20 protein-coding genes and 1 riboswitch are annotated in these 26944 nt (G+C 73.8%); of the genes, 17 read left to right on the top strand and 3 right to left on the bottom strand.

The window, feature by feature from the left end:
- The first annotated feature begins 33 nt into the window (after window positions 1-33).
- Window positions 34-1974: an LTA synthase family protein gene (locus EV699_RS07645; protein WP_132540996.1), complete on the top strand. Its 1941-nt coding sequence runs from the start codon at window positions 34-36 to the stop codon at window positions 1972-1974.
- An 84-nt stretch (window positions 1975-2058) separates the two neighbouring features.
- Here EV699_RS07645 and uvrA read toward each other — a convergent pair whose 3' ends face one another.
- Both uvrA and EV699_RS07635 read right to left on the bottom strand, forming a co-directional pair.
- Complete coding sequence (uvrA, locus tag EV699_RS07640) at window positions 2059-7842, bottom strand: excinuclease ABC subunit UvrA (protein ID WP_132540993.1); 5784 nt, start codon at window positions 7840-7842, stop codon at window positions 2059-2061.
- A 122-nt stretch (window positions 7843-7964) separates the two neighbouring features.
- Window positions 7965-8591 (bottom strand): hypothetical protein, encoded by a 627-nt coding sequence (locus tag EV699_RS07635; protein WP_243662592.1) that lies wholly within the window; start codon window positions 8589-8591, stop codon window positions 7965-7967.
- 142 nt (window positions 8592-8733) lie between these two features.
- Between EV699_RS07635 and EV699_RS07630 the strand changes: the two genes are divergently transcribed.
- From EV699_RS07630 to EV699_RS07585, 10 genes are all read left to right on the top strand, one after another.
- Window positions 8734-8994 (top strand): AbrB/MazE/SpoVT family DNA-binding domain-containing protein, encoded by a 261-nt coding sequence (locus tag EV699_RS07630; RefSeq protein ID WP_132540990.1) that lies wholly within the window; start codon window positions 8734-8736, stop codon window positions 8992-8994.
- Window positions 8991-9395: a type II toxin-antitoxin system VapC family toxin gene (locus tag EV699_RS07625; protein ID WP_132540987.1), complete on the top strand. Its 405-nt coding sequence runs from the start codon at window positions 8991-8993 to the stop codon at window positions 9393-9395. The genes EV699_RS07630 and EV699_RS07625 overlap by 4 nt, the downstream gene beginning before the upstream one ends.
- Window positions 9396-9508: 113 nt before the next feature.
- Window positions 9509-10462, top strand: a complete 954-nt coding sequence (locus EV699_RS07620; RefSeq protein WP_132540984.1) for an OST-HTH/LOTUS domain-containing protein — start codon at window positions 9509-9511, stop codon at window positions 10460-10462.
- 73 nt (window positions 10463-10535) lie between these two features.
- On the top strand, window positions 10536-11474 hold the full coding sequence (locus EV699_RS07615; RefSeq protein WP_132540981.1) for a chromate resistance protein ChrB domain-containing protein: 939 nt from the start codon (window positions 10536-10538) through the stop codon (window positions 11472-11474).
- Window positions 11471-12835, top strand: coding sequence for a chromate efflux transporter (gene chrA / locus EV699_RS07610; RefSeq protein WP_132540978.1), 1365 nt, complete (start codon window positions 11471-11473; stop codon window positions 12833-12835). Before EV699_RS07615 ends, chrA begins: the two co-directional genes overlap by 4 nt.
- On the top strand, window positions 12835-13173 hold the full coding sequence (locus tag EV699_RS07605) for a rhodanese-like domain-containing protein (protein ID WP_132540975.1): 339 nt from the start codon (window positions 12835-12837) through the stop codon (window positions 13171-13173). The genes chrA and EV699_RS07605 overlap by 1 nt, the downstream gene beginning before the upstream one ends.
- Window positions 13170-13625, top strand: a complete 456-nt coding sequence (locus EV699_RS07600; RefSeq protein ID WP_132540972.1) for a chromate resistance protein ChrB domain-containing protein — start codon at window positions 13170-13172, stop codon at window positions 13623-13625. The genes EV699_RS07605 and EV699_RS07600 overlap by 4 nt, the downstream gene beginning before the upstream one ends.
- A 51-nt stretch (window positions 13626-13676) precedes the next feature.
- Entirely contained in the window at window positions 13677-14393 is a 717-nt protein-coding gene (locus EV699_RS07595) for a hypothetical protein (RefSeq protein WP_132540969.1), read from the top strand.
- A gap of 32 nt (window positions 14394-14425) precedes the next feature.
- Window positions 14426-15259, top strand: coding sequence for an aldo/keto reductase (locus EV699_RS07590; protein ID WP_132540966.1), 834 nt, complete (start codon window positions 14426-14428; stop codon window positions 15257-15259).
- Window positions 15260-15340: 81 nt separating this feature from the next.
- The gene (locus tag EV699_RS07585) at window positions 15341-19747 is read left to right on the top strand and encodes a YCF48-related protein (RefSeq protein ID WP_132540963.1); all 4407 of its coding nucleotides are present in this window, start codon (window positions 15341-15343) and stop codon (window positions 19745-19747) included.
- Window positions 19748-19828: 81 nt separating this feature from the next.
- Here EV699_RS07585 and EV699_RS07580 read toward each other — a convergent pair whose 3' ends face one another.
- Window positions 19829-21394 carry a DEAD/DEAH box helicase gene (locus tag EV699_RS07580; protein ID WP_132540960.1) on the bottom strand — a complete coding sequence of 522 codons (1566 nt, stop codon included), beginning with the start codon at window positions 21392-21394 and terminating at the stop codon, window positions 19829-19831.
- Window positions 21395-21731: 337 nt separating this feature from the next.
- Between EV699_RS07580 and EV699_RS07575 the strand changes: the two genes are divergently transcribed.
- From EV699_RS07575 to EV699_RS19905, 6 genes are all read left to right on the top strand, one after another.
- Window positions 21732-22523 (top strand): cistern family PEP-CTERM protein, encoded by a 792-nt coding sequence (locus EV699_RS07575; protein ID WP_132540957.1) that lies wholly within the window; start codon window positions 21732-21734, stop codon window positions 22521-22523.
- Between the two features lie 194 nt (window positions 22524-22717).
- Window positions 22718-22780, top strand: a riboswitch (Fluoride riboswitch).
- Window positions 22781-22882: 102 nt separating this feature from the next.
- Window positions 22883-23278 (top strand): fluoride efflux transporter CrcB, encoded by a 396-nt coding sequence (crcB, locus tag EV699_RS07570; protein ID WP_132540954.1) that lies wholly within the window; start codon window positions 22883-22885, stop codon window positions 23276-23278.
- Between the two features lie 25 nt (window positions 23279-23303).
- Complete coding sequence (locus tag EV699_RS07565; RefSeq protein ID WP_243662591.1) at window positions 23304-23666, top strand: DUF190 domain-containing protein; 363 nt, start codon at window positions 23304-23306, stop codon at window positions 23664-23666.
- Window positions 23667-23698: 32 nt separating this feature from the next.
- On the top strand, window positions 23699-24682 hold the full coding sequence (locus tag EV699_RS07560) for an AAA family ATPase (protein ID WP_132540951.1): 984 nt from the start codon (window positions 23699-23701) through the stop codon (window positions 24680-24682).
- Entirely contained in the window at window positions 24675-25889 is a 1215-nt protein-coding gene (locus EV699_RS07555) for a DUF58 domain-containing protein (RefSeq protein WP_132540948.1), read from the top strand. The genes EV699_RS07560 and EV699_RS07555 overlap by 8 nt, the downstream gene beginning before the upstream one ends.
- Window positions 25867-26937: a hypothetical protein gene (locus EV699_RS19905; protein WP_165904070.1), complete on the top strand. Its 1071-nt coding sequence runs from the start codon at window positions 25867-25869 to the stop codon at window positions 26935-26937. The genes EV699_RS07555 and EV699_RS19905 overlap by 23 nt, the downstream gene beginning before the upstream one ends.
- The last annotated feature ends 7 nt before the right edge of the window (window positions 26938-26944 follow it).

Raw genomic sequence — 26944 nt, 5'->3', positions numbered from 1 at the left:
CGCGATCGTCACCACACCTTCCAGGAAGAGGTCATGGATCAGTCTTACGGTCTTTCCGCGCCGCTTGGCGGCGCGACCACGGCTGCTGCCGCTGCCCCGTGGCGGCGGGCCTGCGCCACCGCGCTGCTCGCCGCCACGCTGGCGCTGCTGCTCGGCGAGGCGCTGTGGCGCGACGGCCTCATCGCCGCGCTCGCCTGGGTCGGGCGCGCGCCGCTCGCCGCCGCGGTCAACCTCGCGCTCGCGCTCGGCATCGTGCTGCTCACCATCGGCGCGTGCGGCCGCTGGCTGGGCGCGGCGCTCGGCGCCGGCGGCCTCGTCGCCTACGCGCTGATCAACCGGCACAAGGCCGACCTGCTCGGGGTGCCGGTCACCGGCTCCGACTTCCGCCTCGCCGGCCAGTACGTCGACACGCTGCGCATCCTGATGGGCGAGTGGCGCGGGCTGTGGTGGCCGCTGGTCGCACTGGCCGGGCTCGGCGCCGTGGCGCTGTACCGGCGCCTGCCGCGCGAGCGGCTGCCGCAGCGGCTCGCCGCCGCCGCCGCCGGCCTCGCGCTGCTGGCGCCGGTGCTCGGCTCCAACGGCCTCGGCGCCTACGGGCTGCGCCCGACCTGGTTCAGCGAGGCGCTGACCGCGCACGGCCTGCGCTACGTCGGCTGGGACCTGCGCCAGAACGTCACCGACAACGGCCAGCTGCTGGCGATCGTCTGGAACGTCGAGCAGTCGCTGGTGGTGGCGCCGCGCGGCTACCGCCCGGAGCGGGTCGCCGCGCTGTACGCGCAGCCGGTGGCCGCCGCGGCGCCGGCGACGCGCCCCGACGTCGTCGTGGTGATGAGCGAGGCGTGGTGGGACGCCGCGCGGCTGGCCGGCGACGCCGCCGCGCCCTTCGCCTGGACCGGGCTCGCGCCGCCGCCGGGCACCTACCTCGGCGAGGCGGTGTCGCCGGCGGTCGGCGGGCTCACCTGCAACGCCGAGTTCGAGTTCCTCACCGGCAACTCGATGGCGCTGCTGCCCGAGGGCGCGATCCCCTACGTCGACTACGTGCTGGCGCCGACCTTCTCGCTGGCGCGCCACCTGCGCACGCTCGGCTACGAGACCATCGCCGTGCACCCGTTCGAGCGCCACTTCTGGAAGCGCGACGAGGTCTACCGGCACTTCGGCTTCGACCGCTATGTCGCGCTCGACGACTTCGTCGACCCCGAGCACGCCGGCTACTTCGTCGCCGACCGCGAGCTGGTGCGGCGCATCCTCGCCGAGCTCGGCCCCGGCGACGGCCGGCCGCGCTTCGTGTTCGCGGTGTCGATGCAGAACCACCTGCCGTTCGCCGCTGACAAGTACCCCGAGGCCGTCTACGCCGGGCTCGGGCCGCTGCCGCCGGGCCTCGGCGACGACAGCCGCGAGGCGGTGCGCGCGCACATGGTCGGTGCGCGCGATGCCTGGCAGGGCTTCGTGGCGCTGGCCGAGGCGCTGCGCGCGCGCGGCCAGCCGGCGCTGCTGGTGCAGTTCGGCGACCACCTGCCCGGCTTCGACCGCGTCTACGTCGAGGCGGGCTACGTCGGCAGCCGCGATCCGCGCGACTGGAGCCCGGCCGAGCGCCTGCGCATGCACGCGACGCCGCTCGCGGTGTGGGCGAGCCACGTCGACGCGCGCACGCGGCTCGAACTGCAGGGGCCGACCAGCCTCGCCTTCGTCGGCACGCACTTGCTGCACGGCTTCGGCCTCGACGCCGGGCGGCCGTGGCTGCGCGCCGGCCTCGAACGCGCGCGCGCCCACCCGGTGCTGCTGCGCGGCCTGGTGCCGGCGGGCGACGACACCGCGCTCGCCGCCGAGCTGCGCGACTGGCAGTGGATGCAGCACGACGGCCTGTTCGGCACCCGCCGCAACCTGCCGCCCGAGGTCTACCTGAGCGACACCGAGGAGCCCCCGACGGCGGCCGACGCACCCCTCGCCACCGCCACCGACGCCGAGGAGACCTGAGCGCCGCGGGCGGGGAGGAGGGTTCTCCTCCGCCGGGAGAGGGGGTGAGGGCTTCTTCCCGACGCCGCTTCCCGTCGTCACCCCTCAATCCTGCCCGCGGCTGGCCATGAACTCGGCGAGCACGCGGCCGGTGTGCGAGGTGGCGGCGGCGGCGATCACCGCGTCGGGGGGGCCCTGGACGACGATGCGGCCGCCGTCGTCGCCGCCCTCGGGGCCGAGGTCGACGATCCAGTCGGCCTCGGCGATCAGGTCGAGGTTGTGCTCGATCAGCACCACGGTGTTGCCGGCGTCGACCAGGCGGTGCAGCACGCGGATCAGCTTGTCGACGTCGACCATGTGCAGGCCGACGGTGGGCTCGTCGAGCACGTAGAAGGTGTGCGGCGCCACGCGGGCGCCGCGCGCGCCCGGCGCCGCCGGGACGGCCCGCACCTTGGCGAGTTCGGTGACGAGCTTGATGCGCTGCGCCTCGCCGCCGCTCAGCGTCGGGCTCGGCTGGCCGAGCGTCAGGTAGCCCAGGCCGACGTCGGCGAGCAGGCGCAGCGCGTGGTGCAGCGACGGGTGCGCGGCGAAGAACTCCACCGCCTCGTCGACGCTCATCGCCAGCACCTCGCCGATGCTGCGCCCGCGCAGCCGCGCCTCGCGCGTCTCCTGGTTGAAGCGCGCGCCGCCGCAGACCTCGCAGGGCAGCTTGACGTCGGGCAGGAAGCTCATCTCCACGCGCACCACGCCCTGGCCCTCGCACACCGGGCAGCGCCCGCCGGCGGTGTTGAAGCTGAAGCGCCCGGGCCCCCAGCCGCGCACGCGCGCCTCCTGGGTGTCGGCGAACAGCCTGCGGATCGCGTCCCAGAAGCCGACGTAGGTCGCCGGGCAGGAGCGCGGCGTCTTGCCGATCGGCGTCTGGTCGACTTCGAGCACGCGGTCGACCGCCTCCCAGCCGCTCATCGAGCGGCAGCCGTGCAGCCGCGGCGCCACCACCGCGGCGCTTTCCACCGGCGCGCGGCGGCGCCGGCCGGTCGCCGCGGGTTCCGCGGCACGGTCGGCGGCACGGCGCGCGCGGCCGGCTTCGCGACCGCCGGCGACCTGCGCCAGCAGGTTGGCGTGCAGCACCTCGCGCGCGAGCGTGGACTTGCCCGAGCCCGACACCCCGGTGACCACGCTCAGTCGCCCGAGCGGCACGCGCAGGTCGACATCGCGCAGGTTGTGCAGCGCGGCGCCGCGGATCTCGATGGCGGGGTCGTAGCGCCCCACCGCGCGGCGCGGCTGCAGGGGGTGGCGCAGCGGCGCGGCCAGGCAGCGGCCGGTGACCGAGGCCGGGTTGGCGGCGAGCTCGGCGGCGCTGCCGGTCGCCACCACCTCGCCGCCGAGGCGCCCGGCGCCGGGGCCGAGGTCGATCACGTGGTGGGCGCGGCGGATGGTGTCCTCGTCGTGCTCGACCACCAGCAGCGTGTTGCCCTTGGCTTCGAGCGCCTCGAGCACGTCGAGCAGGATGCGGTTGTCGCGCGGGTGCAGGCCGATGGTCGGCTCGTCGAGCACGTAGGCCACGCCCTGCAGGTTGCTGCCGAGCTGCGCGGCGAGGCGGATGCGCTGCGCCTCGCCGCCCGACAGCGTCGGCGCGGCACGCGCGAGCGTCAGGTAGCCGAGCCCGACGCGTTCGAGGAAGGCGAGCCGCGTGCGCACCTCGTCGACGATGTCGCGGGCGATCGCCGCCTCGCGGGCATCGAGCGCGAGTGTGTCGAAGAACGCCGCCACCGCGCGCACCGGCCGCGCGGTGAGCTGGCCGAGCGACAGCCCGCCCAGGCGCACCGCGCGCGCCACCGGGTTCAGCCGCTCGCCGTGGCAGCCGGCGCAGGGCGCGGCGGCGCCGCGGCCGTCGAGCCAGTCGTCGAGCACGCGGTCGATGGCCTCCTCGCTGACGCGCTCGTCGCGCACGAAGCCGGCGATCGACACGCCGGTGCCCTGGCAGTCGAGGCACCAGCCGTGCCGGGAGTTGAACGAGAACAGCCGCGGGTCGAGTTCGGGGAAACTGGTGCCGCACTGCGGGCAGGCGCGCCGGGTCGAGTACACCGCCAGCGCGCCGGCGGCGTCGAGCACGTGCACCACGCCCTTGCCGTGTTCGAGCGCCGCGGCGAGGTGGCCGCGCAGCTCGGCCTCGTGCGCGGGGTCGACCGCGAGCGCTTCCGCCACCGGCAGCTCCAGCGTGTGCTCGCGGAAGCGGTCGAGCCGCGGCCACGGCGAGGTCGGCAGCCACTCGCCGTCGACCCGCAGCCGCGCGTAGCCCTTGCCCCTGGCCCAGCGCGCGAGCTCGGTGTAGAGGCCCTTGCGGTTCAGCACCAGCGGCGCCAGCAGCGTGATCGCGCGGCCGCGGTGCGCGCGCAGCAGTTGCGCGGCGATCGCGTCCTCGCTCTGCGGGGCGATCGGCACGCCGCAGCCCGGGCAGTGCTGGGTGCCGAGCGTCATCCAGGCCAGGCGCAGGAAGTGGTAGATCTCGGTGGCCGTCGCCACCGTGCTCTTGTGCCCGCCGCGGCTCATGCGCTGCTCGATCGCCACCGTCGGCGGGATGCCCTGGATCGCATCGACGTCGGGCCGCGCCGCCGGCTGCACGAACTGGCGCGCGTAGGCGTTCAGCGATTCCAGGTAACGCCGCTGGCCCTCGTTGAAGACGATGTCGAAGGCGAGCGTGCTCTTGCCGCTGCCCGACGGCCCGGTGATCACCGTGAAGCCACCGTGCGGGATGTCGACGCTGACGTTCTTCAGGTTGTGCTCGCGCGCATGGAGGATGCGGATCGCCGTCGGCGCCGCAGGCTCCGGCCCGCCGCCGGCCTCGACCTGCCCGACGAAGGCCGCATACCCCGCGGACACCTCGGCGACGCCCGCGGCGGCGGCGGCGGCGCGCAGCGCCGTGGTGGCCAGGTGGGTCATGTCGGTGCGGTATTCGGCGAGGGCGCGGCCGGTGTGCGAGGCGGGGCAGGCGATGACCTCGGCCGGCGTGCCGGCGCAGACCAGCTCGCCGCCGGCGTCGCCGCCCTCGGGGCCGAGGTCGATGATCCAGTCGGCGGCGCCGATCACGTCGAGGTTGTGCTCGATCACCAGCAGCGAGTGCCCGGCGTCGAGCAGCGTGGCGAAGGCGCGCAGCAGCCGGGCGATGTCGTCGAAGTGCAGGCCGGTGGTGGGCTCGTCGAAGATGAACAGCGTGCCCGCCGCGGTGGCCGCGGCGGCGTCGGCGGCGGGCTTGCGGCTGCGCCGGCGTGCCGCCTGCGCGGCTTCGCTGAGGTGGCCGGCGAGCTTGAGGCGCTGCGCCTCGCCGCCCGACAGCGTCGGCACCGGCTGGCCGAGGCGCACGTACTCCAGCCCGACCTCGGCGAGCGGGGCGAGGGCGCGCGCCACCTCGGCGCCGCCCTGCAGCGGGGCGAAGAAGGCGAGCGCCTCGCTGACGGTGAGGTCGAGCACGTCGGCGATCGAGTGCCCGGCGACGGTGGCTTCGAGCACCTCGGCGCGGTAGCGGCGGCCGTCGCAGTCCGGGCAGCGCAGGTAGACGTCGCTGAGGAACTGCATCTCGACGTGCTCGAAGCCCGAGCCCGCGCACGCCGGGCAGCGCCCGGTGCCGGCGTTGAAGCTGAAGGTGCCGGCGGTGTAGCCGCGCTCCTGCGCCGCCGGCGTGGCGGCGAACAGCTTGCGGATGGCGTCGAAGGCGCCGACGCAGCTCGCCGGGTTGGAGCGCGAGCTCTTGCCGATCGGCGACTGGTCGACCAGCACCACGGCGCCGAGCGCCGCGTCGCCGGCGAGCCCGGCGTGGGCGCCGGCGGCCTCGACCGGCTGGCCCTTGCGCTTGGCCAGCGCCGGGTACAGCACGTCCTGCACCAGCGTCGACTTGCCCGAGCCGGAGACGCCGGTCACCACCACCAGGCGGCCGAGCGGGATGGCGACGTCCACGCCCTTCAGGTTGTGCTCGGCGGCGCCGCGCAGTTCGAGCCGCGGCGTCGCCGCCGTCACCGCGCGCGGCTGCAGGTGCGCGGCGACCGTGCGGCGGCCGAGCAGGTAGTCGGCGGTCAGCGAGTCGCGCGCCCGCGCGAGCCGCAGCGGGGCGCCGTCGAACACCACGCGCCCGCCGCGCTCGCCGGGGCCGGGGCCGATATCGAGCAGGCGGTCGGCGGCGAGCATGATCGCCGGGTCGTGCTCGACCACCACCAGCGTGTTGCCCTGCGCGCGCAGGCGCCGCATCACCGCGATCACCCGGTGCATGTCACGCGGGTGCAGGCCGATCGAGGGTTCGTCGAGCACGAACAGGGTGTTGACCAGCGAGGTGCCGAGCGCGGTGGTGAGGTTGATGCGCTGCACCTCGCCGCCGGACAGCGTGCGGCTCTGGCGGTCGAGCGTCAGGTAGCCGAGGCCGACCTCGCCGAGGAAGCCGAGGCGCGCGCGCACCTCGGCCAGCACCAGGTCGCTGGCCTCGTCGAGCGCGCCCGGCAGGTGCAGCTCCGCGAAGAACGCCCGCAGCCGCGCGATCGGCGCGAGCATCAGGTCGTGGATCGTCAGCCCGTCGAGCCGCGCCAGCGTGGCGCGGTCGTAGCCGAAGCTCCTGGCGTGGAAGCGCGCCGCCGGGGCGAGCACGCGCGCGGCGTCGGCGGCGCTGCCGAGGCGGAAGTCGAGCGCCTCGGGCTTCAGCCGCGCCCCCTCGCAGGCCGCGCAGGGGGTGTAGGCGCGGTACTTCGAGAGCAGCACGCGGATGTGCATCTTGTACGCCTTGCTCTCCAGCCACTCGAAGAAGCGGCGCACGCCGTACCAGTGCTTGCCGCTCGATGCCTCCCACGAGCGGAACGCCGGGTCGCCGTCGAGCACCCAGCCGCGGTCGGCCTCGGTCATCTCCCGCCACGGCACGTCGAGCGGCAGGCCGCGACGCGTGCCGTACTTGACCAGGTCGTCCTGGCACTCCCTGAAGCTCTCGGTCTGGAACGGCTTGATCGCGCCGCCGTCGAGCGTGCGCCCCGCGTCGGGGATCACCAGCCCGTAGTCGACGCCGATCACGCGGCCGAAGCCGCGGCAGGTCTCGCAGGCGCCGATCGGCGAGTTGAACGAGAAGGTGCTCGGCAGTGGCTCGGCGTAGCTGCGCTCGCAGTCCGGGCAGTGCAGCCCGGTCGAGTAGCGCCACGCCGGCGCCGGCGCGTCGGCGTCGAGCACATGCACGTCGACGCGCCCGCGGCCGCGCAGCAGCGCGGCTTCGAGCGCCTCGACGATGCGCGCGCGCTCGGCGCCGCCGAGGCGCAGGCGGTCCTGCACCACGTGCAGCACGCCGGGGGCGCGCGCGTGCACGCGGGTGTAGCCCTGCGCGTGCAGGAAGCCCTCGATCTCGGCCTCGCTGAAGTTGTCGGGCACCGCCAGCGGGAAGGTGATCGCCACCCGCGGGTCGCCGGCCGCCGCCGCGCGCCCGGCGAGGTCGGCGACGATGCTGTCGGGCGAGTCGCGCACCACCGGCCGCCCGCAGCCGGCGCAGTGCAGCCGCGCCGCGCGCGCGAACAGGAGCTTCAGGTGGTCGTTCAGCTCGGTCATCGTGCCGACCGTGGAGCGCGAGGTGCGCACCGGGTTGGTCTGGTCGATCGCGATCGCAGGCGGGATGCCCTCGATGCGCCCCACCGCCGGCTTGTCCATGCGGTCGAGGAACTGCCGAGCGTAGGGGCTGAAGGTCTCGACGTAGCGCCGCTGGCCCTCGGCATAGAGGGTGTCGAACACCAGCGAGCTCTTGCCCGAACCCGACACCCCGGTGACCACGGTCAGTCGCCCGAGCGGGAAGTCCACGTCGAGATCGCGCAGGTTGTTCTGGTGCGCGCCGCGGATGCGGATCGCGGCCGGGGCGGGAGCGTCGGAATCGGTCATGGCGGGGCGCAGGCGTCGGCGGAAGCACCGCGCAGTGTGCCACGCGGCAGCCGGCCTGCGGCCGGCGCAGCGAGTGCAGCGCGAGGCGGGGCGCTGCCGGCCGCCCCGCCGTCCCACCCGGGCTACGGGCCCGCGCCGGCCGGCCGCTGCAGCAGCGCGTAGCCCAGGCGGGCGAGGCCGGCACCGAACAGCACGGCGCCGACCAGGGTGACCGCGTTGCCCGTCGGGCCCTCGCTGAAGATCACCGCCCCGGCCCAGAACACCGGCGCGCCGAGCGCCATCGGCAGTGCGGCCCCGCGCAGCGGGGTCGACAGCCGCCCGAGCGCCACGCCCAGCAGCACGAAGCCGAGCGAGAAGGTGATGACGGTGAGGAAGAACAGCATCCGGAACGTCACCACCGGCAGCTCGGGGGAGGTTTCCTCGACCTGCACGATCAGGTCTGGCGCGTGCACCGCCAGGAACGGCACGATGAACGCATCCCACGCCGCGATCGGCAGCGACAGCGCCACGCTCAGCAAGGCGACCGTCCACGCCAGCACGCCGAAACGCCCCGCCGCGGCGCGCAGCATCGGCCCAAGCCCCTGCAGCCCGAACAGCATCAGCAGGTACGACACGAGCCACGCCACATGCACCGGCGCCCAGGCCGGGTTCTGCGCGCCCACCGGGTTGTTCGGCGGGTGGAAGAACATGAACGTCCCGAACAGCAGACCGGCCAGCAGCAACAGCGATCCGCTCCAGCGCGTCGACATGGCATGCACCTCTTCTCTCGCGACACCGCCGTGCAAGTATGGGCGGGGTTGGGCGGGTGGTGGCGAGGGGGGAGGAGGCGCCGAGACGCGGTCGGTGTCGGGCAGTGTTAGTCTTACCGTTAGTCTTACCGGAGGATCGACCATGACCGACGTTCTCGTCACCCGGCTGTCGTCGAAGGGCCAGCTCGTGATTCCCCAGACGGTACGCGAGCGGCTGGGCTGGTCGGCCGGGCTCGAACTCGAAATCGAGGTGGCCGAGCAGGGCGTGACGATCCGCCCGCACCGCGCGCCGGCCCGGCACGGCATCGATCGCCTGCGCGGCTCCATCCGCTACGCCGGGCCGCCACTGAGCGACGCCGAACTGCAGGCGCCGGTGACGCTGGATGAGGCCGAGGATCGATGATCGCCATCGATACCAACGTACTGGTGCGCTTCGTCGTCGACGACGACCACGAACAGGCCGATCGTGCCGAAGCACTGCTGCGCGCCAACCAGGTGCTGATCCCGCGCACGGTCCTGCTCGAAAGCGAATGGGTGCTGCGCTCGCGCTACCGCTGCGGGCGCGAGGCCATCGGCGCGCTGCTCGAAATGCTGCTGTCCACCGAGAACCTCGTCGTGGAAGCCGCCGACCAGGTCGAGCAGGCGCTCCGCTGGTACCGCCTCGGCGCCGATTTTGCCGACGCGCTACACCTCGCCGCCTGCGGCACGGCGACGATGCACACCTTCGACAAGAGTTTCTGCGAGGCTGCGGTGCGGGCGGGTGTGGCGCCGCCGGTAAATGTCATCGGGGTGGGGGAGAGATGAGGTAGGGCAATGACCTTGTCTGATCCCCCGCGTTGGCGCCACCGCCAGTTGGCCCTTCGCACAAGCCGGACCACCATCCGCAGTGATGTTACGACGACAGGGAGCAAGCCCTGATGACCACCGAGAACGCCGAATTCGAACCGGACTGCCAGCCGACGATCGACGAGGTGTATCGCCGGGTCGGGCGGAACCTGTTGCTCTACCAGGGGATCGAGCATCTGCAGAAGGATCTGGTGAGCAATGCGCGGTTGGAAGGAACGTCCACCACGCTGCGAACCAACCGGCAGCGCCGGAGCGAGTCCGTTGGCAAACTGACCATGGGACAAGTGGTTGGCAAATTCAGCGAGGACGTGCTGACGGATGCCTGCCCGATTCCTGCGCCGGCACAAGTCGACGAAGCGTTCTTCATGTCCCGTTTCACGATTGCCACGGATGACGACGATGTTCGCAAACGACTTGACGCCGAGATGCGGGACGTCCTGCAGGCGCGCAACGAACTCGTCCATCACTTCCTGCAGCGCCACGACCAGTTGTCCGAAGACGGCATCCGCACGGCGCTCGCGTGGCTCGACGCACAGTACCGCCGGGCCTTCCCGGTATGGGAGTGGCTGCACTCGATGGGCAGATCCATGTGCGAATTGAAAAAGCGATACGTAGACTTCCTGGCATCGCCAGCGGGCGAGGCGTGGTTCGAGTTGGAGTGTTTGAGGGGTAGTCGCCTCGTGGCGCTGCTGCGCGACTGTGCGGTGCGCGCCGCGCGCAAGGACGGCTGGACTGATTTGGCAACCGCCGGGCACTACATCAGGCACACCGATCCAGAGGAACTCGAGAATCTGACCGAGCGCTACGGCCATCGCACGCTGAAAAAGCTGCTGCTGGCGACCGGGCTCTTCGACGTGGCGGACGAGCCCATGCCCAAGGGCGGAACGCGAACGATCTATCGCGTCAGGCACGAGGCAGCGCCGTGCGGGGATGGCGTACTGCTCGAACTGATAACCGATGGCCAGTGCGGACAGGAGGGGGTGCCAACCCCTCCCGGTAGCGATGGGGAAGCGTCGATCCGCTGAATCTGGTGAGAACTTCCCTGTATTTTTCGTAGTACCCTCTACCCACCTGTATTTTTCGTAGCACCCTCTACCCATGTTGCAATGGTTGCTACTGATTCTGTCGCTGCCGACCGAGAACGCGACGGTGCGGATGCGCGCGTGGCGTGCGCTGAAGGCCGCGGGGGCGGCGGTGTTGCGCGACGGGGTGTACCTGTTGCCGGACCGCGCACCGTGCCGGGCGACGCTGGAGGGGGTGGCAGCGCAGGTGCAGGCGGCCGGTGGCGGCCGGGCCTGGCTGCTGCGGGCCGAGGCCGATGCGGCGGAGGACCTGCGCGGGCTGTTCGACCGCGGCGCGGACTATGCGGCGCTGCTCGATGGCATCGGCGTGGCGCAGGCGGCGCTGCCGGCCGGCGGCGCGGCCGAGGGGCTGCGGCAGGCGCGGCGGCTGCGCAAGGCGTTCGCCGGGCTGGGCGAGATCGACTTCTTCCCCGGCGAGGCGCGGCGGCAGGTCGACGCGGCGCTGCAGGCGCTGGAAGCCGCGGCGCGGCGGGCACAGGCGCCGGACGAGCCGCAGGCGCACGCGGGCGCGGTGCCGGCGTGCGCCGCGGCGGACTACCGCGGCCGCGTCTGGGCGACGCGCCGCCGGCCGTGGGTGGACCGGCTGGCGAGCGCGTGGCTGATCCGCCGCTGCATCGACCCGGACGCGCGCTTCCTGTGGCTGGCCGCGCCGGCGGACTGCCCGCCGCACGCGGTGGGCTTCGATTTCGACGGTGCCGCCTTCAGCCACGTCGGTGCGCGGGTGACCTTCGAGACCCTGCTGGCGAGCTTCGCGCTCGCCGATCCCGCGCTCGCGCGCATCGCGGCGCTGGTGCATTACCTCGACGTCGGCGGCGTGCCGCCGGCCGAGGCGAGCGGGGTGGAGCGCGTGCTGCTGGGCCTGCGCGAAACCGTCGACGATGACGACCGACTGTTGCAGGCGGCCTGCGGCGTGTTCGATGCGCTGCTCGCGGCCTTCGAAAAGGAGCCCCGATGAGCGAACCCGTCCCCATCACCGCCGACGCTGCCGCGGAACGCCCGCCGGCGCCGGTCGGTTTCGCCGAGGCGCTGCGCTTCTGGCTCGTGCTCGGCTTCATCAGCTTCGGCGGGCCGGCGGGGCAGATCGCGATCATGCACCAGGAGCTGGTGGAGCGGCGGCGCTGGATCTCCGAGCGGCGTTTCCTGCACGCGCTCAACTACTGCATGGTGCTGCCGGGGCCCGAGGCGCAGCAGCTCGCGACCTACATCGGCTGGCTGCTGCACCGCACCTGGGGCGGCGTGGTCGCCGGCGTGCTGTTCGTGCTGCCGTCGCTGTTCATCCTGATCGTGCTGGCGTGGGTGTACCTCGCCTTCGGCGAGCAGCCGCTGGTGGCGGGGCTGTTCTACGGCATCAAGCCGGCGGTGACGGCGATCGTCGTCCACGCCGCGCACCGCATCGGCTCGCGCGCGCTGAAGAACGGCGCGATGTGGGCGATCGCCGCCGCGGCCTTCGTCGCGATCTTCGCGCTGCAGGTGCCGTTCCCGGCGATCGTGGCGACGGCGGCGCTGGTCGGCTACGTCGGCGGGCGCGTGGCGCCGGAGCGCTTCCGTACCGGCGGCGGGCACGGCGGCGCGCGCATCGGCTACGGCCCGGCGCTGATCGACGACGACACCCCGACGCCGGCGCACGCGCGCTTCCGCTGGCGCGGGCTCGCGGGCGTGCTCGTCGTCGGCGCGGCGCTGTGGTGCGTGCCGATGGCGCTGCTCACCGCGCTCTACGGCTGGCACGGCACGCTGACGCAGATGGGCTGGTTCTTCACCAAGGCGGCGCTGCTGACCTTCGGCGGCGCCTACGCGGTGCTGCCCTACGTGTACCAGGGGGCGGTCGGCCACTACGGCTGGGCGACGCCGACGCAGATGATCGACGGCCTCGCGCTCGGCGAGACCACGCCGGGGCCGCTGATCATGGTGGTGGCCTTCGTCGGCTTCGTCGGCGGCTACGTGCAGGCGGTGTTCGGCCCCGACAAGCTGTTCCTCGCCGGCGCGGTGGCGGCGACGCTGGTGACCTGGTTCACCTTCCTGCCGTCGTTCCTGTTCATCCTCGCCGGCGGGCCGCTGGTGGAGTCGACCCACGACGACCTCGCCTTCACCGCGCCGCTGACCGCGATCACCGCGGCGGTCGTCGGCGTCATCGTCAACCTCGCGCTGTTCTTCGGCTACCACGTGCTGTGGCCGGCGGGCTTCGGCGGGCGCTTCGAGTGGCCGGCGGCGCTGATCGCCGTCGCCGCCGCGGTGGCGCTGTTCCGCTACAAGCGCAAGGTCACCGAGGTGATCCCCGCCTGCGCGCTGCTCGGGCTCGTGTTCAGGAGCGTGCTGTGATGAGCGTACCGATGACGCCCGCCGAACTGCGGGCATGGCAGACGGGTGCGGTGGCGCACGTGGTGTTCGACGTGCGCCGCAGCGCCACACGTGATCGCGATCCGGTGCGCATCCCCGGCGCGCGCTGGCGCGATCCCGGGGCGGTCGCCGCATGGGGTGCCGAGGTCGAGGCGGCGCTGCCGGTCGTCGTCTACTGCGTGCACGGCCACGAGGTCAGCCAGGGCGTGGCCCGGGCGCTGCGCGAGCGCGGCTGCGACGCCCGCTTCCTGCAAGGCGGGCTGGAAGCGTGGAAGGTCCTCGGTTTCGCCACCGTGCCGCTGGAGGAGATGCCGTCATGAAGTGGATCACCCGCGAGCGCCCGAAGATCGACCGCATCGCCTGCCCGTGGCTGATCGCGCGCTTCATCGATGCCGAATCGGAGTTCCTGTTCGTGCCGGCGGGCGAGGTGCTGCGCCGGGCTGCCGAGACCGGTGCGACGCCCTACGACATCCCCGGCGTGGCGCTGTCGCACGTCGGCGAGCGGTGCAGCTTCGACGCCTTCCTCGACGCGTACGGCCTCGACGATCCGGCACTGCAGCAGCTCGCGGCGATCGTGCGCGGCGCCGACACCGCGCGCCTCGACCTCACGCCGCAGTCGGCCGGCCTGTACGCGCTCTCGCTCGGCCTGTCGCAGCTGTTCGCCGACGATCACGCGATGCTCGGCCACGGCCTGGTGATGTACGACGCGCTCTACGCCTGGTGCCGGCACTGCCAGGCCGAAACGCACGACTGGCCGCCGGCGATGCCCTGACGCCGCGCCTGCGGCATGCTGTCGGCCCCCACCCGCCCCGAGGAGGCACCGATGCAGCGAACGGCACGCACCACCCCCCTGGCAGGCACCGCGGCGCTGCTGCTCGTGGCTGGCACGGCGGCCGCGCAGACGGACTGGCTCGCGCTGTGCAGCAAGTGCCTGAACCCGTCGATCGTCTCGAAGTCGGGCATCGGCACCGCCAACGCGGTCGCCGAGGCGCGGATCAGCCGCCAGGACGCCGAAGGCTGGTGCGCCAACTGGGCGCCGGGGCAGAACCTCGCCGCCTGCGTGCGCGAACAGCTCGCCACCGAGGAGGCGCGCCGCACCTACCGCGCCAGCGCCGACTGCACGCGCGGGCGCATCACCGCGATCGACGGCAGCCCCTACACGCTTGCCGGCACCTGGAGCAGCGACGTCGGCAAGGGCCGCAGCAAGTGGCGCGACGCCAGCGGCCGCATCGTCGGCCAGGACAACGCCAGCAACGGCCTGGCGATCGCGCAGCAGTGGGAGGTGCTGTGCCCCGGTGGCACGCGTGCCACCCCGGCGCCCGCGCCGCGCGTGACCACCCCGGCCCCCGCGCCGCGGGCGGCGCCGGGCGGCGTGTTCGCGGTCGGCCAGGCGGTCGACGCCCGCTACGGCGGCGCCTGGGTGCGCGGCCGGGTGATCCGCATCCACCCCGGCGCGGGCCAGGTCGAGTACGAGATCCGCCTCGACAACGGCCAGCGCGGGATCGTCCCGGCGCAGATGCTGCGCCCGGCCGGCGGCTGAGCGGCCCCGGCCCCATTCCGCAGGAGGATTCGATGCACACCGTGAGCCTGCCGTCCGGCGAACGCGTGCCGGCCCTCGGCCAGGGCACCTGGATGCTCGGCGAGGACCCGGCGCGGCGCGCCGAGGAGATCGCCGCGCTACAGGAGGGGATCGAGCGCGGCGCGACGCTGATCGACACCGCCGAGATGTACGGCGAGGGCGCCTCCGAGGAACTGATCGCCGAGGCCATCGCCGGGCGGCGCGAGCAGGTGTTCCTGGTCAGCAAGGTCTACCCGCACAACGCCTCGCGCCGCGCCACGGTGGCGGCGTGCGAGCGCAGCCTGGCGCGGCTCGGCACCGACCGCCTCGACCTCTACCTGCTGCACTGGCGCGGCAGCGTGCCGCTCGCCGAGACCGTCGAGGCGCTCGAACGCCTGCAGGCGGCGGGCAAGATCCGCCACTGGGGCGTCAGCAACCTCGACCCCGACGACATGGACGAGCTGGTCGCGGTGCCCGGCGGAGCGGCGGTGGCGACCGACCAGGTGCTCTACAACCTCGGGCGGCGCGGCATCGAGTGGGACCTGCTGCCGTGGCTGCGCGCGCGCGGCATCCCGCTGATGGCGTATTCGCCGATCGAGCAGAACCGCCTGCTGCGCAACGCCGGCCTCGCCGGCTTCGCCCGCCGCCACGGCATGACGCCGGCGCAGGCCGCGCTCGCCTGGTTGCTCGGCAACGACGACGTCATCGTCATCCCGCGCGCCGGGCGGCGCGAGCACCTGCGCGACAACCTCGGCGCGCTCGAACACCCGCTGAGCGCCGGGCAGCGCGCCGAGCTCGACCAGCTGTTCCCGCCGCCGCGCGGCCCGCGCCCGCTCGACATGCTCTGAGCCTGCCGCCCGCCCGCGTGGCCGGCGCGCGGGCGGGCTGCTTTACTTCGCGGCGTGCCGGCCCACTCCCGAGCGTGACGCATGGAACCGCCCGCCCCCGCGACATCGGCCACCGGCCTGCGCCGGCTGGCCTCCACGCGCTTCTGGCGTTCACGCCAGGGCCTGTGCTTCGCGCTCGGCGTGCTGCTGCTGGTACTCGCCAGCGTGCTGGCGCTGCGCCAGCCACCGCATCCGGATGCCTGGCGCGTGGTGCAGGCCGTCACCAGCCTGGACTGGTGGCGCTACCCGCTCGAACGCAACGCCTTCAGGCGCCTGCCGGCGATCCCGGCGACCCTCACCGGCGTGCACGTGGCCGATGACGGCCGGGTATGGATCGTCACCACGGACGGCGAGATCCTCCACCGCAGCGACGCCGTCGGCGGCTGGGTGCGGCAGTGGCCGCCGCCGCCCGCCACCCCCGTGCGCACGCCGGGGCTCGGCCTGCCGGCCGCGCAGGCGCAGCAGGTCGCGCCGCCGCGCGTGCCCGCCGGCAACGCCCTGCCCGAGGCCGGCAACGCACCGCCGCGGCAGCAGCCGACGCCGCAGCAGGCCGTGCAGCAGCAGGCGCCGCAGAACATCCAGCAGCAAATTAAACAACAGGTACAGACGCCCGCCCCGCCGCAGGAGATGAACAAGGCGGCGGCGCCACCCGAGCCACCACCCGTGCCGCCGACCGAGCCGCCACCCGCGCCGCCGACCGGCGTGCCCGCGCTGCACGCGGTGTTCTTCCTGCCCGACGGCCGCAGCGGCTGGGCGGTGGGCGACGGCGGCACCATCGTCGCCACCGCGGACGGCGGTGCGAGCTGGCGGGCGCAGGCGAGCGGCACGCCGGTGGGGCTGCGCTCGGTGCACTTCGTCGACGCCCGCCACGGCTGGGCGGTGGGGCTCGAAGGCACGATCGTCGCGACCGCGGACGGCGGTGCGAGCTGGCGGGCGCAGACGGGCGGCACGCCGGTGGGGTTGCGCGCGGTGCACTTCGTCGATGCCCGTCGCGGCTGGGCGGTGGGGGGCGGCGGCACGATCGTCGCGACCGCCGACGGCGGCGCGAGCTGGCGGGCGCAGGCGAGCGGCAGTGCGGTGGCGCTCTACGCCGTCGGTTTCACCGCCGACGGTCGCTACGGCTGGGCGACGGGGAACGGCGGCACGGTCGTCGCGACCGCCGACGGCGGCGCGAGCTGGCAGGCGCAGGCGAGCGGCACCGCGGACTGGCTGCTGGCCGTGCACGTCGCCGCCGACGGTCGCCACGTCTGGGCGGTGGGCAACGGCGGCACCCTGATCGCGACCACCGACGGCGGCGCCACCTGGCGCGCGCAGGCGAGCGGCACGCCGTCGGACCTGCTGGCCGTGGGGTTCGCCGCCGACGGTCGTCGCGGCTGGGCGGTGGGGAGCGGCGGCACCGTCCTCGCGACCGAGGACGGCGGTGCCCGCTGGCTGGAGCAGACCAGCCCCGACTTCCACCGCGCGCACGCCGCGGCCGACGGACGCCATGTCTGGGTGGTGGGCACCCGCGGCAGCATCCTCACGAGCGCCGACGGCGGCGCGAGCTGGCAGCCGCAGGCGAGCGGCACGCGGGCGCACCTCGGCGCGGTGCGCTTCCTCGCCGGCGAGCGCCGCGGCTGGATCGTCGGCGCCGCCGGCACGCTGCTCGCCAGCGACGACGGCGGCGCGAGCTGGCGTGCGCAGGCGAGCGGTACCGAGCACGACCTGCTGGCGCTCCACCTCGCCGCCGACGGCCGCCGCGGCTGGGCGGTCGGGCGCGAGGGCGTGATCGTTGCGAGCGCCGACGGCGGCGCGAGCTGGCAGCCGCAGGCGAGCGGCACCACGGCCGCGCTCTACGACGTCCACTTCGCCGCCGACGACCGCCGCGGCTGGGCGGCGGGTGACGGCGGCACGCTGCTCGCGACCGCCGACGGCGGCGCGAGCTGGCGCGCGCGGGCGAGCGGCACGCGGGCCGACCTCGGCGCGGTGCAGTTCGCCGCCGACGGCCTCCATGGCTGGGTGGCCGGCGCCGAGGGCACGCTGCTCGCCAGCGACGACGGCGGCGTGAGCTGGCGCGCGCAGGCGAGCGGCACGCAGGTCGACCTGGTGGCGGTGCACGTCGACGCCGACGGCCGCCACGGCTGGGCGATGGGCGAGGCCGGCACGATCCTCGCGACCGACGACGGCGGGGCGAGCTGGCGGCCGCAGGCGAGTGGCAGCGCGCGCTTCCTCTACTGGCCGGCCTTCGCCGATGCCCGTCGCGGCTGGGTGCCGGGCGTCGCCGGCACGCTGCTCGCCACCGACGACGGCGGCGCCACCTGGCGCGGCGGCGAGCTGAACGCCGACGCGGCGCTGCGCGACTGGCCGGCCTACGCGCGCTACCCGGCGCCCTGGCTGTACCTGTGCTGGGCGGCGGGCATCGGCCTGCTGCTGGTGGCCGGCGGCCGCCCCGCGGCCGAGTACGCACCGGCGCCCTCGGTGGCCGATGCGCCGGCCTCCGACAAGCCGCTCGAACCCGGCGAGGCCGACGTGCTCGCCTTCGGCGCGCTGGCGCAGGGGCTCGCGCTGTTCCTGCGCAACGAGCACACCACGCCGCCGCTGACGCTCGCCATCACCGGCAACTGGGGCACCGGCAAGAGTTCGCTGATGAACCTGCTGCGCGGCGAACTCGGGCGCTACGGGGTGCGCGCGGTGTGGTTCAACGCCTGGCACCACCAGAAGGAGGAGCACCTGCTCGCCGCGCTGGTCGACGGCATCCGCCGCCAGGCCGTGCCGCCCGCGCTGAGCGCGGACGGGCTGCGCTTCCGCCTGCGCCTGATGCGCATCCGCTCCGGCCGGCACTGGCTGGGGGCGGCGCTGACGCTGCTGCTGGTGAGCTGGGCCGGTGCCTACTTCCTGCACGATTTCCCGCAGCGCTTCGTGCGCGCGCTGGACTTCGCCAGGGGGCTCGCGCCCACCTACGCGAGCGGCGGCGTGGTCGACGTGCTCGCCGCACTCGCCGGACGCATCGAGGGGTTCGCGGCCTTCGGCGCGGCGCTGGCCGGGCTGCAGGGGGTGATGAAGGCGGTGCGCGCGTTCGGCGTGAAGCCCGAGGCGCTGCTCGCCAGCGTCACCGACAAGGCCAGCGTGCGCGAGCTCGGCGCGCAGACGAGCTTCCGCTACCGCTTCCAGCAGGAGTTCCGCGAGGTCACGCAGGCGCTGGCACCGCGCACGATGCTGATCCTGATCGACGATCTCGACCGCTGCCAGCCGGCGCACGTGCTCGAGGTGCTGGAGGCCATCAACTTCCTGGTGTCGTCGGGCGACTGCTACGTCGTGCTCGGCATCGACCTGGAGAAGGTGCAGGCGTCGCTCGGGCTGGCGTTCCGCGAGCTGGCGCAGGAACTCGCCGAGCAGAGCGCGCCGGGCGCCACCCCCGCAGCCGCGGCGGTGCCGGTGGCGGCGGGCGGTGTGCTCACCCGGGCGTCCGGCGGCGCGAGTGCCGAGGACGAGGCGCGCGCCAAGCGCCGCCGCTACGCCAGCGACTACCTGAAGAAGCTGGTGAACATCGAGGTGCCGGTGCCGACGCTCGACCGCAGCCGGCCCGAGGCGAGCCGCGCGCTGCTGGCGCGCGCGCCGGGCGGCGACGGGGCGGCGGACGCGGCCGGGCAGGCGCGCGGCGAACGCCGGCTGCAATGGCTGCGCAGCGGCGTGCGCGCCGTCGCCTGGCTCACCTGCCTGGCGGGCGCCGCCACGGTCGGGCTGTGGCTGGCCGGGCACACGCCCGACCTGCCGCTGGCGCCGGCCCCCACGGCCACGCCGGCCGCCGGCACGGTCGCGACACCCACCGCCGCGCCGGCAACGGCCGCGGCGCCGGGGCGGAGCCGGGAGGTGCGCAGCGGCGGTTCGGTGCTGGGGCAGAGCGGCGCGGTGCCGCTGCTGCCGGTCGCCGGCACCGCGGGGGGGCTGCTCGTGCTCGGGCTGCTGATGGTGCTGCTGCGCCGGCCCGACATCGTGGTGCGCGATTCGCCGCGCTTCAGCGAGGCGCTCGACGTGTGGTACCGCTACCTGCTGCACGCGCGGCGGGTCAGCCCGCGCGAGCTGAAGCGCTACCAGAACAGGGTGCGCTACGTCGCGATGCGCCAGCGTCCGCCGCAGACCGACCCGGGAGGGGTCGAGCGCCTGCTGCGCGCGCTGCTGCACGCCCCCGCACCGACGCCAGCGGCCGGGAGCGAACTGCCCGAGCCGGTCCTGGTCGCGCTGGGCGCGGTGCAACTGGTCGCCCCGGAGCGCCTGCGGAACGACGGCGCCGGGCTCGCCGACGCGGCGGCCGTCGTCGCCGCGATCGCCGCAGCCGATCCGACCGAGGGCGGCGCCTACCTCGACGTCGTGCGTGAGCACCGCACGCGCTTCCCCGACCTGCCCTGGCCGCCGGGCGCCGAGGCGGTGCGCCGCTTCCTGCAGCTCAGCGAAGGCGTCGCGATCCGCTGAGCCGCCATGAATGCAAACGCCCCGCCCGGCGGCCTGCCGGGCGGGGCGTGGTCGAGCCGGGGCCGTCGGGGCCGTCGGGGCTCAGCGGTTGCCGTTGGGCTCGCGGTCGGCCGGGCGCGGCGCTGGCGCGCGATTGCCGTTGGCCTCGCCGCCGGCGCCGGCGCGACGCGGACCGCCCGTCGGGCGGACGACGTTGCCGTTGGCCTCGCCGCGCGGCTGCGCGCTGCGGCCGCTGCCGCTCTGCGGGCCGCGCCCGGCGCCGCTGCCGCCGGCGGGGCGCTGGCCGTTGCCGCCGGCGGGGCGGGCGCCGTTGCCGCTGGCAGGGCGGGCACCGTTGCCGCTGCGCGCTCCGCCGGGACGGGCGCCGTCGCCACGCGGGGCGCCGCTGCGCGCGGCGTCGGCGCGCGGCGGGCGGGCGCCGGGCTGGCTGCGGCCCTGCGCCGGGCGCTCGTTGACGAACAGGTGGCGGTTGCGGCCGTTCGGGATCGGCTCGGGCTTGATGCTCGGGTCGGGCTCGAAGCCGGGCACGATCTCCTTCGGCAGCGGGCGCTTGATCAGCCGCTCGATGTCGGCGAGCAGCTTGGCCTCGTCGACGCACACCAGCGACACCGCCTCGCCCTCGGCGCCGGCGCGGCCGGTGCGGCCGATGCGGTGCACGTAGTCCTCGGGCACGTTCGGCAGCTCGAAGTTGACCACGTGCGGCAGCTCGCTGATGTCGATGCCGCGCGCGGCGATGTCGGTCGCCACCAGCACCGGCAGGGTGCCGGCCTTGAACTCGGCGAGCGCCTTGGTGCGCGCGTTCTGGCTCTTGTTGCCATGGATCGCGAGCGCCGGGATGCCGCTCTTTTCGAGCTGCTCGGCGAGGCGGTTGGCGCCGTGCTTGGTGCGCGTGAACACCAGCACCTGGTGCCAGTCATGGGCCTTGATCAGGTGCGCGAGCAGTTCGCGTTTGCGCTCGCGGTCGACCAGGTGGACCTTCTGCGCGACGGTGTCGGCGGTGGCGTTGCGCCGCGCGACCTCGATCAGCGCCGGCGCGTTCAGCAGGCGGTCGGCGAGCGCCTTGATCTCGTCGGAGAAGGTGGCCGAGAACAGCAGGTTCTGGCGCTGCTTCGGCAGCAGCGCGAGCACCTTCTTGATGTCGTGGATGAAGCCCATGTCGAGCATGCGGTCGGCTTCGTCGAGCACCAGGATCTCGACGTGGCCGAGGTCGACCGAGCCCTGCTGGGCGTGGTCGAGCAGGCGCCCGGGGGTGGCGACGAGGATGTCGACGCGCCGCTTCAGGCGTTCGAGCTGCGGGTTCATGCCGACACCGCCGAACATCACCATCGAGCTGAGCTTCACGTGCTTGCCGTAGGTGCGCACGCTCTCCTCGACCTGCGCGGCGAGTTCGCGCGTGGGGGTGAGGACCAGCGCACGGATCGGCGCCTTGGCGCCCGGGTGCGTCGGGCGGTGGGTGGACAGACGCTGCAGGATCGGCAGCGTGAAGCCGGCGGTCTTGCCGGTGCCGGTCTGCGCGCCGGCGAGCAGGTCGCCGCCCGACAGCACCGCGGGGATGGCCTGGACCTGGATCGGCGTGGGAACGGTGTAGCCGTGTTCGGTGACGGCGCGGACGATGTCGTCGGACAGGCCGAGGGAAGCGAAGGACATTGAGGCTCCGGGAAAAGCGGTCGCGATTTCGCCTGTCGCCATGGCGGCGCCCGTCTCAGGCGGATACACAGGGGGTTGATGGACAAGGGCAGTGGCGCCGAGACCGGGGGGCGATGCTGCATGTGCACATGGTACGCGAGCGCCGCGCTCCGCGCCATGCGCACGTGCATTGGCGGTGCATCGCCATGCCGCTGGCCTGACCCTTGTTCACAGGCGCCGCGCGGCGCGCCGGGCACACTGCAGGCATCGGTCGTGCGTCTTCGCGCCCGCCGTTTTCCACCCGCGCTGCGGCTGCGGGCACTTCTCCCCCGAACAGAACCGTCGAGATCAAACGACCATGAACCGGAATGCCCTCGGATCCATTCTCGCCGGCGCCCTCGCCGTGCTGGCGACGTCGCAGGCGCAGGCCCTGCAGATCGCCTTCGAACCCCTGCCCGCCGGGCAGACCGTCGGCAGTCCCTCCATCTTCACCAGCGTGCCGGTGGTGACCTTCTCGGCTGCCGATGTCGGCAGTACCTACGGCGCGCTCTGGCACCTCACCCCTGCGCAGCAGGCGCAGGCGGGAGGTACGTCGTTGCCCGGCACGATCAGCGCCGAGGCCGATTTCACGCTGCGCTCCCTCACCGCCGACACCGCGGTGTTCGACGTCGCGATCCGCAACACCACCTCGACCGCGCTGCAGGCGTCGATCATGAGCATCGGCCTCGGCATCAGCCCGGATGCCCAGGGCAGCTACCTCGCGTCGGGTGGTTTCTTCGACGGCATCGTCGCCGGCAGCGATCCGCAGCAGACCTTCCCGGGTGGATTCAAGGGGATCGATGTCTGCCTCTATGCCGCCAACGGCTGCAGTGGCGGCAAGATCAAGGACGGGCTCGCCGCCGGCGGGCATGACACCCTGACGCTGAAGCTCCGCGGCGATTTCGACGCGAACGACGACGGCACGCCGGAGAACCTCGTGCTGTCGCTGTTCGCGATCAAGTTCCAGACCTCGGTGGGTTCGTTCGAGTTTCCGGACGACCCGCTGCTACCGTCGGTGCCCACCGAACTGCCCGAGCCCGGTGGGCTGGCGCTGCTCGGCATCGGCGCCCTCGCGCTGCGCGCCGTCCGCCGGCGCGCGGCCGTTCGCTGAGGGCGACGGTCGGCGGCCCCCATCGTCTCCCCGCTTGGCCGCCGTCTGCAGCCAGGCCAGCGTCTCGCGCCAGGTCCGTGCGACCCCCGGCACACCGGGCAGGCATCCGTTCGGGACAGCGAGGCGGCGAGGTCGTGGTGCGGGTCGCGATCGTGGCGTCGTGCCTTGTATGTGGGCCGGGTGGCCGATACGCTGTAAAGACAGGAGATGGCATTCCTCCTCGAACCGCCCTCGTGGCTGATGATGCCTACACGCGTTCCCGGATCGGGGAAGGTGTAGGCGTATCCTGAAGCCGCTTTCCGCCTCAGCCTGCCCACCCGCACCCGTCCGGCCCCGTCCCCCACCTCGACGAGGTCGCCATGGGGCTTTACGGATTTCTTGCCGTCGGCATCGGTGCCGCGAGCGGCGCCTGGCTGCGCTGGTGGCTGGGCCTGCAGCTCAACCCGCTGTTCCCGACCCTGCCGTTCGGCACGCTCGCCGCCAACCTGCTCGGCGGCTACCTGATGGGCCTGACCCTCGGCTTCTTCGAGCACTTCCAGGCGCTGCCGCCCGAGACCCGCCTGCTGGTCGCGACCGGCTTCCTCGGCGGTCTGACGACCTTTTCGACGTTTTCCGCCGAGATCGTCACGCTGATCCTGCGCCACGAGTTCGCCTGGGCGGCGGCGGCCGTCGCCGCCCACGTGCTCGGCTCGTTCGCGATGACCGCGCTCGGCATCTTCACCATCCGCGTCACCCTGTACGGGTGGCGGACCTGAGCCACCGTCCCGGAGGAATGCAACCGTGAGCGATCGACGCCTGAGTGGTACCCGCCTGACCTTTTACGTTCCGGAGAGCCGTCGTCTGCACGGCGTGCTCGCCTATGAGTGGCTGCTCGAGCGGGCGCTGAAGCTCGGCCTGCACGGCGGCTCGGCGTTCCGCGCCACCGCGGGCTTCGGTCGACGCCATCACCTGCACGAGGCGAGCTTCTTCGAACTGGCCGGCGACCTGCCGATGGCCATCGCCTTCGTGGTCGACGCCGAGGAGGAGGCCCGGCTCTGGGCGATGCTGCAGCACGAGCGCGTGTCGCTGTTCTACACCCGCGAGCCGGTGGAATACGGCGTGCTCAACGGCGACGGCGATTTCGCCTCCGGACCGCGTCCCTGACGTCGGCGGCCGGGGCACGGGGAGGTCGGCCCATGGGTGGTGATGACGACGGGCTGGTCAGCGGGCCTGCGCTGCTGCGCCGGCTGCAGCGTGAAGTCGGCAAGGCCGTGATCGGCCGGGAAGGGGCGCTGGAGCTGCTGTTGTGCGCCCTGCTGGCGGGCGGGCACGTGCTGCTCGAAGACGTGCCCGGTACCGGCAAGACGCTGATGGCCAAATCCTTCGCGCGGGTACTGGGGCTCGGCTTCAAGCGCATCCAGTTCACCCCGGACCTGCTGCCCGCGGATGTCACGGGTTCGCTGGTGTTCGATCAATCCCGTGCGGAGTTCGTGTTCCGCCCCGGCCCGCTCTTCAGCCAGGTGGTGCTGGTGGACGAGGTGAACCGGGCCACGCCGCGCACGCAGGCGGCGATGCTCGAAGCCATGGAGGAGCGGCAGGTCACCGTCGACGGGGTGACGCGCCCGCTGGAGCCGCCTTTCATCGTGCTGGCGACGCAGAACCCGGTGGAGTTCCAGGGCACCTTCCCGCTGCCCGAAGCGCAGCTCGACCGCTTCATGCTGCGCATCAGCCAGGGCTATCCGGACGAGGCCGAGGAGGCGCTGATCCTGGCGGGCGACGGCGGGGCGCCGGCGACGCTCGCGCCGGTGCTGGGCGTGGCGGAGCTGCGCAGCCTGGGGGCGCAGGTCGACGGGGTCCGCGTGGTCGACGACGTGCGCCGTTACCTGCTCGCACTGATCCGGGCGACCCGCACGCATGCGCAGATCGCGCTCGGTGCCAGCCCGCGCGCCGCCGTGGTGCTGCTGCGGGCCTGCCGCGCGCTCGCCTGCCTGCGCGGGCGCGATTACGTCGAGCCGGACGACATCAAGGACCTGCTCCTGCCGGTGCTGGAACACCGGATCGTCCTGGCCACCGAGGCGCGGCTGAAGGAGCGCTCGGTGCGCGCGCTGCTTACGGAGATCCTCGCGGCGACGCCGGTGCCGGTCGAGGCGGACGCGGTGCGGGGAGCGTCGCATGCTTGACGGGCTGTGGCTGGGGGCCTTGCTGCTGATCGACGCGACGGCGCTGTGGTTCCACGCCGAGCCGGTGACGTTCGCCAGCACCCTGGCCCTGCTGATCTCCGCGGCGATCGTGGTGACGCGCCGCTGGTGCCTGGCGGGCGTCGTCTACGAGCGGCACCTGTCGGCCCACCGGGCGCTGTTCGGCGAGCGCGTCGAACTGATCACCGAGGTGAGGAACCTCAAGCCGATCCCGCTCGCCTGGCTGCGCGTGTCGGACGACGTGCCCCCCACGCTGCCGATCGAGGGCGGCCTGCTCTACCCCGCCGGCAGCAGCCCGTTCCGCTCGCTGTACGGCCTGTTCGCGCTGTTGCCCTACGAGCGCGTGCGGCGTCGGATGCAGGTGCTCTGCCTGCATCGGGGCGAGCACCGTTTCGGCCCCGTCCTGCTGGAGTCGGGCGACTTCCTCGGCCTGGTGCGGCGCAGCCGGGTCCTGCCGCAGCACGAACGGCTGATCGTCACGCCGAAGTGCTTCCCGCTGGTGATCGAGCGGACGGGGCCACCGCCCAACCTCGGCCCGCGTCCGGCGCGCCACCCGTACCTCACCGATCCGATGAGCGTGATCGGGGCGCGCCACTACGTGGCGGGTGACCCCTATCGCATGATCGACTGGCGCGCGACGGCCCGTGCCGGCCGGCTGCAGGTGCGTCAGCTCGAACCGAGCCTGACGCCGGTCATGGACCTGGTGCTCGACGTCTCCCGGCGTGACTGGCGGGTGGGGTACGACGACCCCGACGAGGTGGAGTTCGCCATCAGCGTCGCCGTCTCGATCGCCGCCGCTGCCTTGCAGGCCGGCTGGAGCGTGGGGCTGCGCTGCAACGGCACGCTGGCGGAGGCGCCGCTGTCGGTGCTGCCGGCCGCTACGGCACGGCAACTGGCCCGGTTGACGTCGGCGCTGGCGCGTCTGGTCGCCGCCCCCGGGGTACGCATCGAAACCCTGCTGCGGCCGCCGCTGCCGTGCGGCAACGAGGCGCTGGTGCTCATCGTGACCGCGGCGCCGCGGGCGGAACTGGTGGCGGCGGCACGTGCGCTGGTCGGGCGCGCGCCGCTGCGGCTGGTCCACGTCGCCGCCGCCGATGCCGCCGCACCGGCGATCCCCGGCGTTGACGTCTGGCGCGCGACCTACGCGCCCCGCTGGTATGAACAGGATGCGCTGGTCCTGCGCGGGTGACGTCGTCGCCCCGGCCGGGCAGGTGCTGATGGAGGCCCTGTGCCTGCGCGCCGTGCTGATCGGCGCGATGACGTTCGCCGACGGCACCCTGCACGTCGCGCCGTCGCTGGGCGAGCTGGCGGGCCTCGGCATCGCCGTGGCCTGGGCGGGACGACTCGCCGCCGTGCTGCCCTGGCCCGACCGCTGGACGCGTGCCGTGCTGATGCCCCTGACCGGAGTCCTCGCGCTGGCCTGGCTGCACCACGTCCTCGCGCCGTCGGCGCCGTGGACGCCGGCGGCCTGGGTCGATCTGCTGACGCAGCCGACCCGGCTCGACCCGCAGCTGACGTACGCCGATCGCGTCGTCGGCTGGGGGCTGAGCGGCCTGATCTGGGTGCGCGGCCTGCGGATCGGCCTGCATCCGCTGAGCGCCGTCGAGCTGTCCTACTGGCTGCTGGGCAGCCTGGCGGTGTTGCTGGTGCTGGCGGTCGTGGCCGCGGTGCTGCCGGGGGGCCTGGCCGGAACCCTGGCGCCCACGCTCGGCCGGCTGACCACCGCCTACGTCGCGGTGGCACTGGTCGAAGTGGCGCTGGTGCACACCCAGACCGGCTATCGCTTCGCCGACGTGCGCCAGTCGGTGTCGGCGTCCTGGCTGCTGGGCGTGCTGCTGCCGATCGCGGCGACCTTCGGCATCGCCTTCCTCGTCACCCACGGCGTCGCCCCGGCGCTGCGCCTGGCCCTGCAGGGCGTGCTGCTGGCGCTGCAACTGCTGGCGTGGCTGGCGTTCCGGGTGCTGCAGGGACTGGCATACCTGCTGGCCTGGCTGCTCAGCTGGCTGCCCGAGGGTTCCCCCTTTTCGCCGCACGCGATGGAGCTGCCGGACTGGCTCGACGCGAGCGCGCCCACGCTCGGCGAACTGCCGACCGGCGAAGGCATGCACGTCCCGCCGTTGCTGGCCGCCAGCGTGTTCCTGCTGCTGTTCGGCATCGCGCTCTACTACCTGCTGCGTCCGCGGCCGCGCCGGGCGACCACGCCGGTCGCCGAGGACCGCAGCTCCCTGTGGTCCTGACGCCTGT

It is taken from the genome of Plasticicumulans lactativorans, from assembly GCF_004341245.1.
Classification (GTDB): Bacteria; Pseudomonadota; Gammaproteobacteria; order Competibacterales; family Competibacteraceae; genus Plasticicumulans_A; species Plasticicumulans_A lactativorans.
This window is presented reverse-complemented; position numbering and strand designations above follow the sequence as displayed.

What these genes read in the sequence shown, in the direction of transcription:
- EV699_RS07645 (WP_132540996.1), top strand. Translation starts at nt 34, where the DNA reads ATGGATCAGTCTTACGGTCTTTCCGCGCCGCTTGGCGGCGCGACCACG.
- uvrA (WP_132540993.1), bottom strand. Translation starts at nt 7,842, where the DNA reads ATGACCGATTCCGACGCTCCCGCCCCGGCCGCGATCCGCATCCGCGGC.
- EV699_RS07635 (WP_243662592.1), bottom strand. Translation starts at nt 8,591, where the DNA reads ATGTCGACGCGCTGGAGCGGATCGCTGTTGCTGCTGGCCGGTCTGCTG.
- EV699_RS07630 (WP_132540990.1), top strand. Translation starts at nt 8,734, where the DNA reads ATGACCGACGTTCTCGTCACCCGGCTGTCGTCGAAGGGCCAGCTCGTG.
- EV699_RS07625 (WP_132540987.1), top strand. Translation starts at nt 8,991, where the DNA reads ATGATCGCCATCGATACCAACGTACTGGTGCGCTTCGTCGTCGACGAC.
- EV699_RS07620 (WP_132540984.1), top strand. Translation starts at nt 9,509, where the DNA reads ATGACCACCGAGAACGCCGAATTCGAACCGGACTGCCAGCCGACGATC.
- EV699_RS07615 (WP_132540981.1), top strand. Translation starts at nt 10,536, where the DNA reads ATGTTGCAATGGTTGCTACTGATTCTGTCGCTGCCGACCGAGAACGCG.
- chrA (WP_132540978.1), top strand. Translation starts at nt 11,471, where the DNA reads ATGAGCGAACCCGTCCCCATCACCGCCGACGCTGCCGCGGAACGCCCG.
- EV699_RS07605 (WP_132540975.1), top strand. Translation starts at nt 12,835, where the DNA reads ATGAGCGTACCGATGACGCCCGCCGAACTGCGGGCATGGCAGACGGGT.
- EV699_RS07600 (WP_132540972.1), top strand. Translation starts at nt 13,170, where the DNA reads ATGAAGTGGATCACCCGCGAGCGCCCGAAGATCGACCGCATCGCCTGC.
- EV699_RS07595 (WP_132540969.1), top strand. Translation starts at nt 13,677, where the DNA reads ATGCAGCGAACGGCACGCACCACCCCCCTGGCAGGCACCGCGGCGCTG.
- EV699_RS07590 (WP_132540966.1), top strand. Translation starts at nt 14,426, where the DNA reads ATGCACACCGTGAGCCTGCCGTCCGGCGAACGCGTGCCGGCCCTCGGC.
- EV699_RS07585 (WP_132540963.1), top strand. Translation starts at nt 15,341, where the DNA reads ATGGAACCGCCCGCCCCCGCGACATCGGCCACCGGCCTGCGCCGGCTG.
- EV699_RS07580 (WP_132540960.1), bottom strand. Translation starts at nt 21,394, where the DNA reads ATGTCCTTCGCTTCCCTCGGCCTGTCCGACGACATCGTCCGCGCCGTC.
- EV699_RS07575 (WP_132540957.1), top strand. Translation starts at nt 21,732, where the DNA reads ATGAACCGGAATGCCCTCGGATCCATTCTCGCCGGCGCCCTCGCCGTG.
- crcB (WP_132540954.1), top strand. Translation starts at nt 22,883, where the DNA reads ATGGGGCTTTACGGATTTCTTGCCGTCGGCATCGGTGCCGCGAGCGGC.
- EV699_RS07560 (WP_132540951.1), top strand. Translation starts at nt 23,699, where the DNA reads ATGGGTGGTGATGACGACGGGCTGGTCAGCGGGCCTGCGCTGCTGCGC.
- EV699_RS07555 (WP_132540948.1), top strand. Translation starts at nt 24,675, where the DNA reads ATGCTTGACGGGCTGTGGCTGGGGGCCTTGCTGCTGATCGACGCGACG.
- EV699_RS19905 (WP_165904070.1), top strand. Translation starts at nt 25,867, where the DNA reads ATGCGCTGGTCCTGCGCGGGTGACGTCGTCGCCCCGGCCGGGCAGGTG.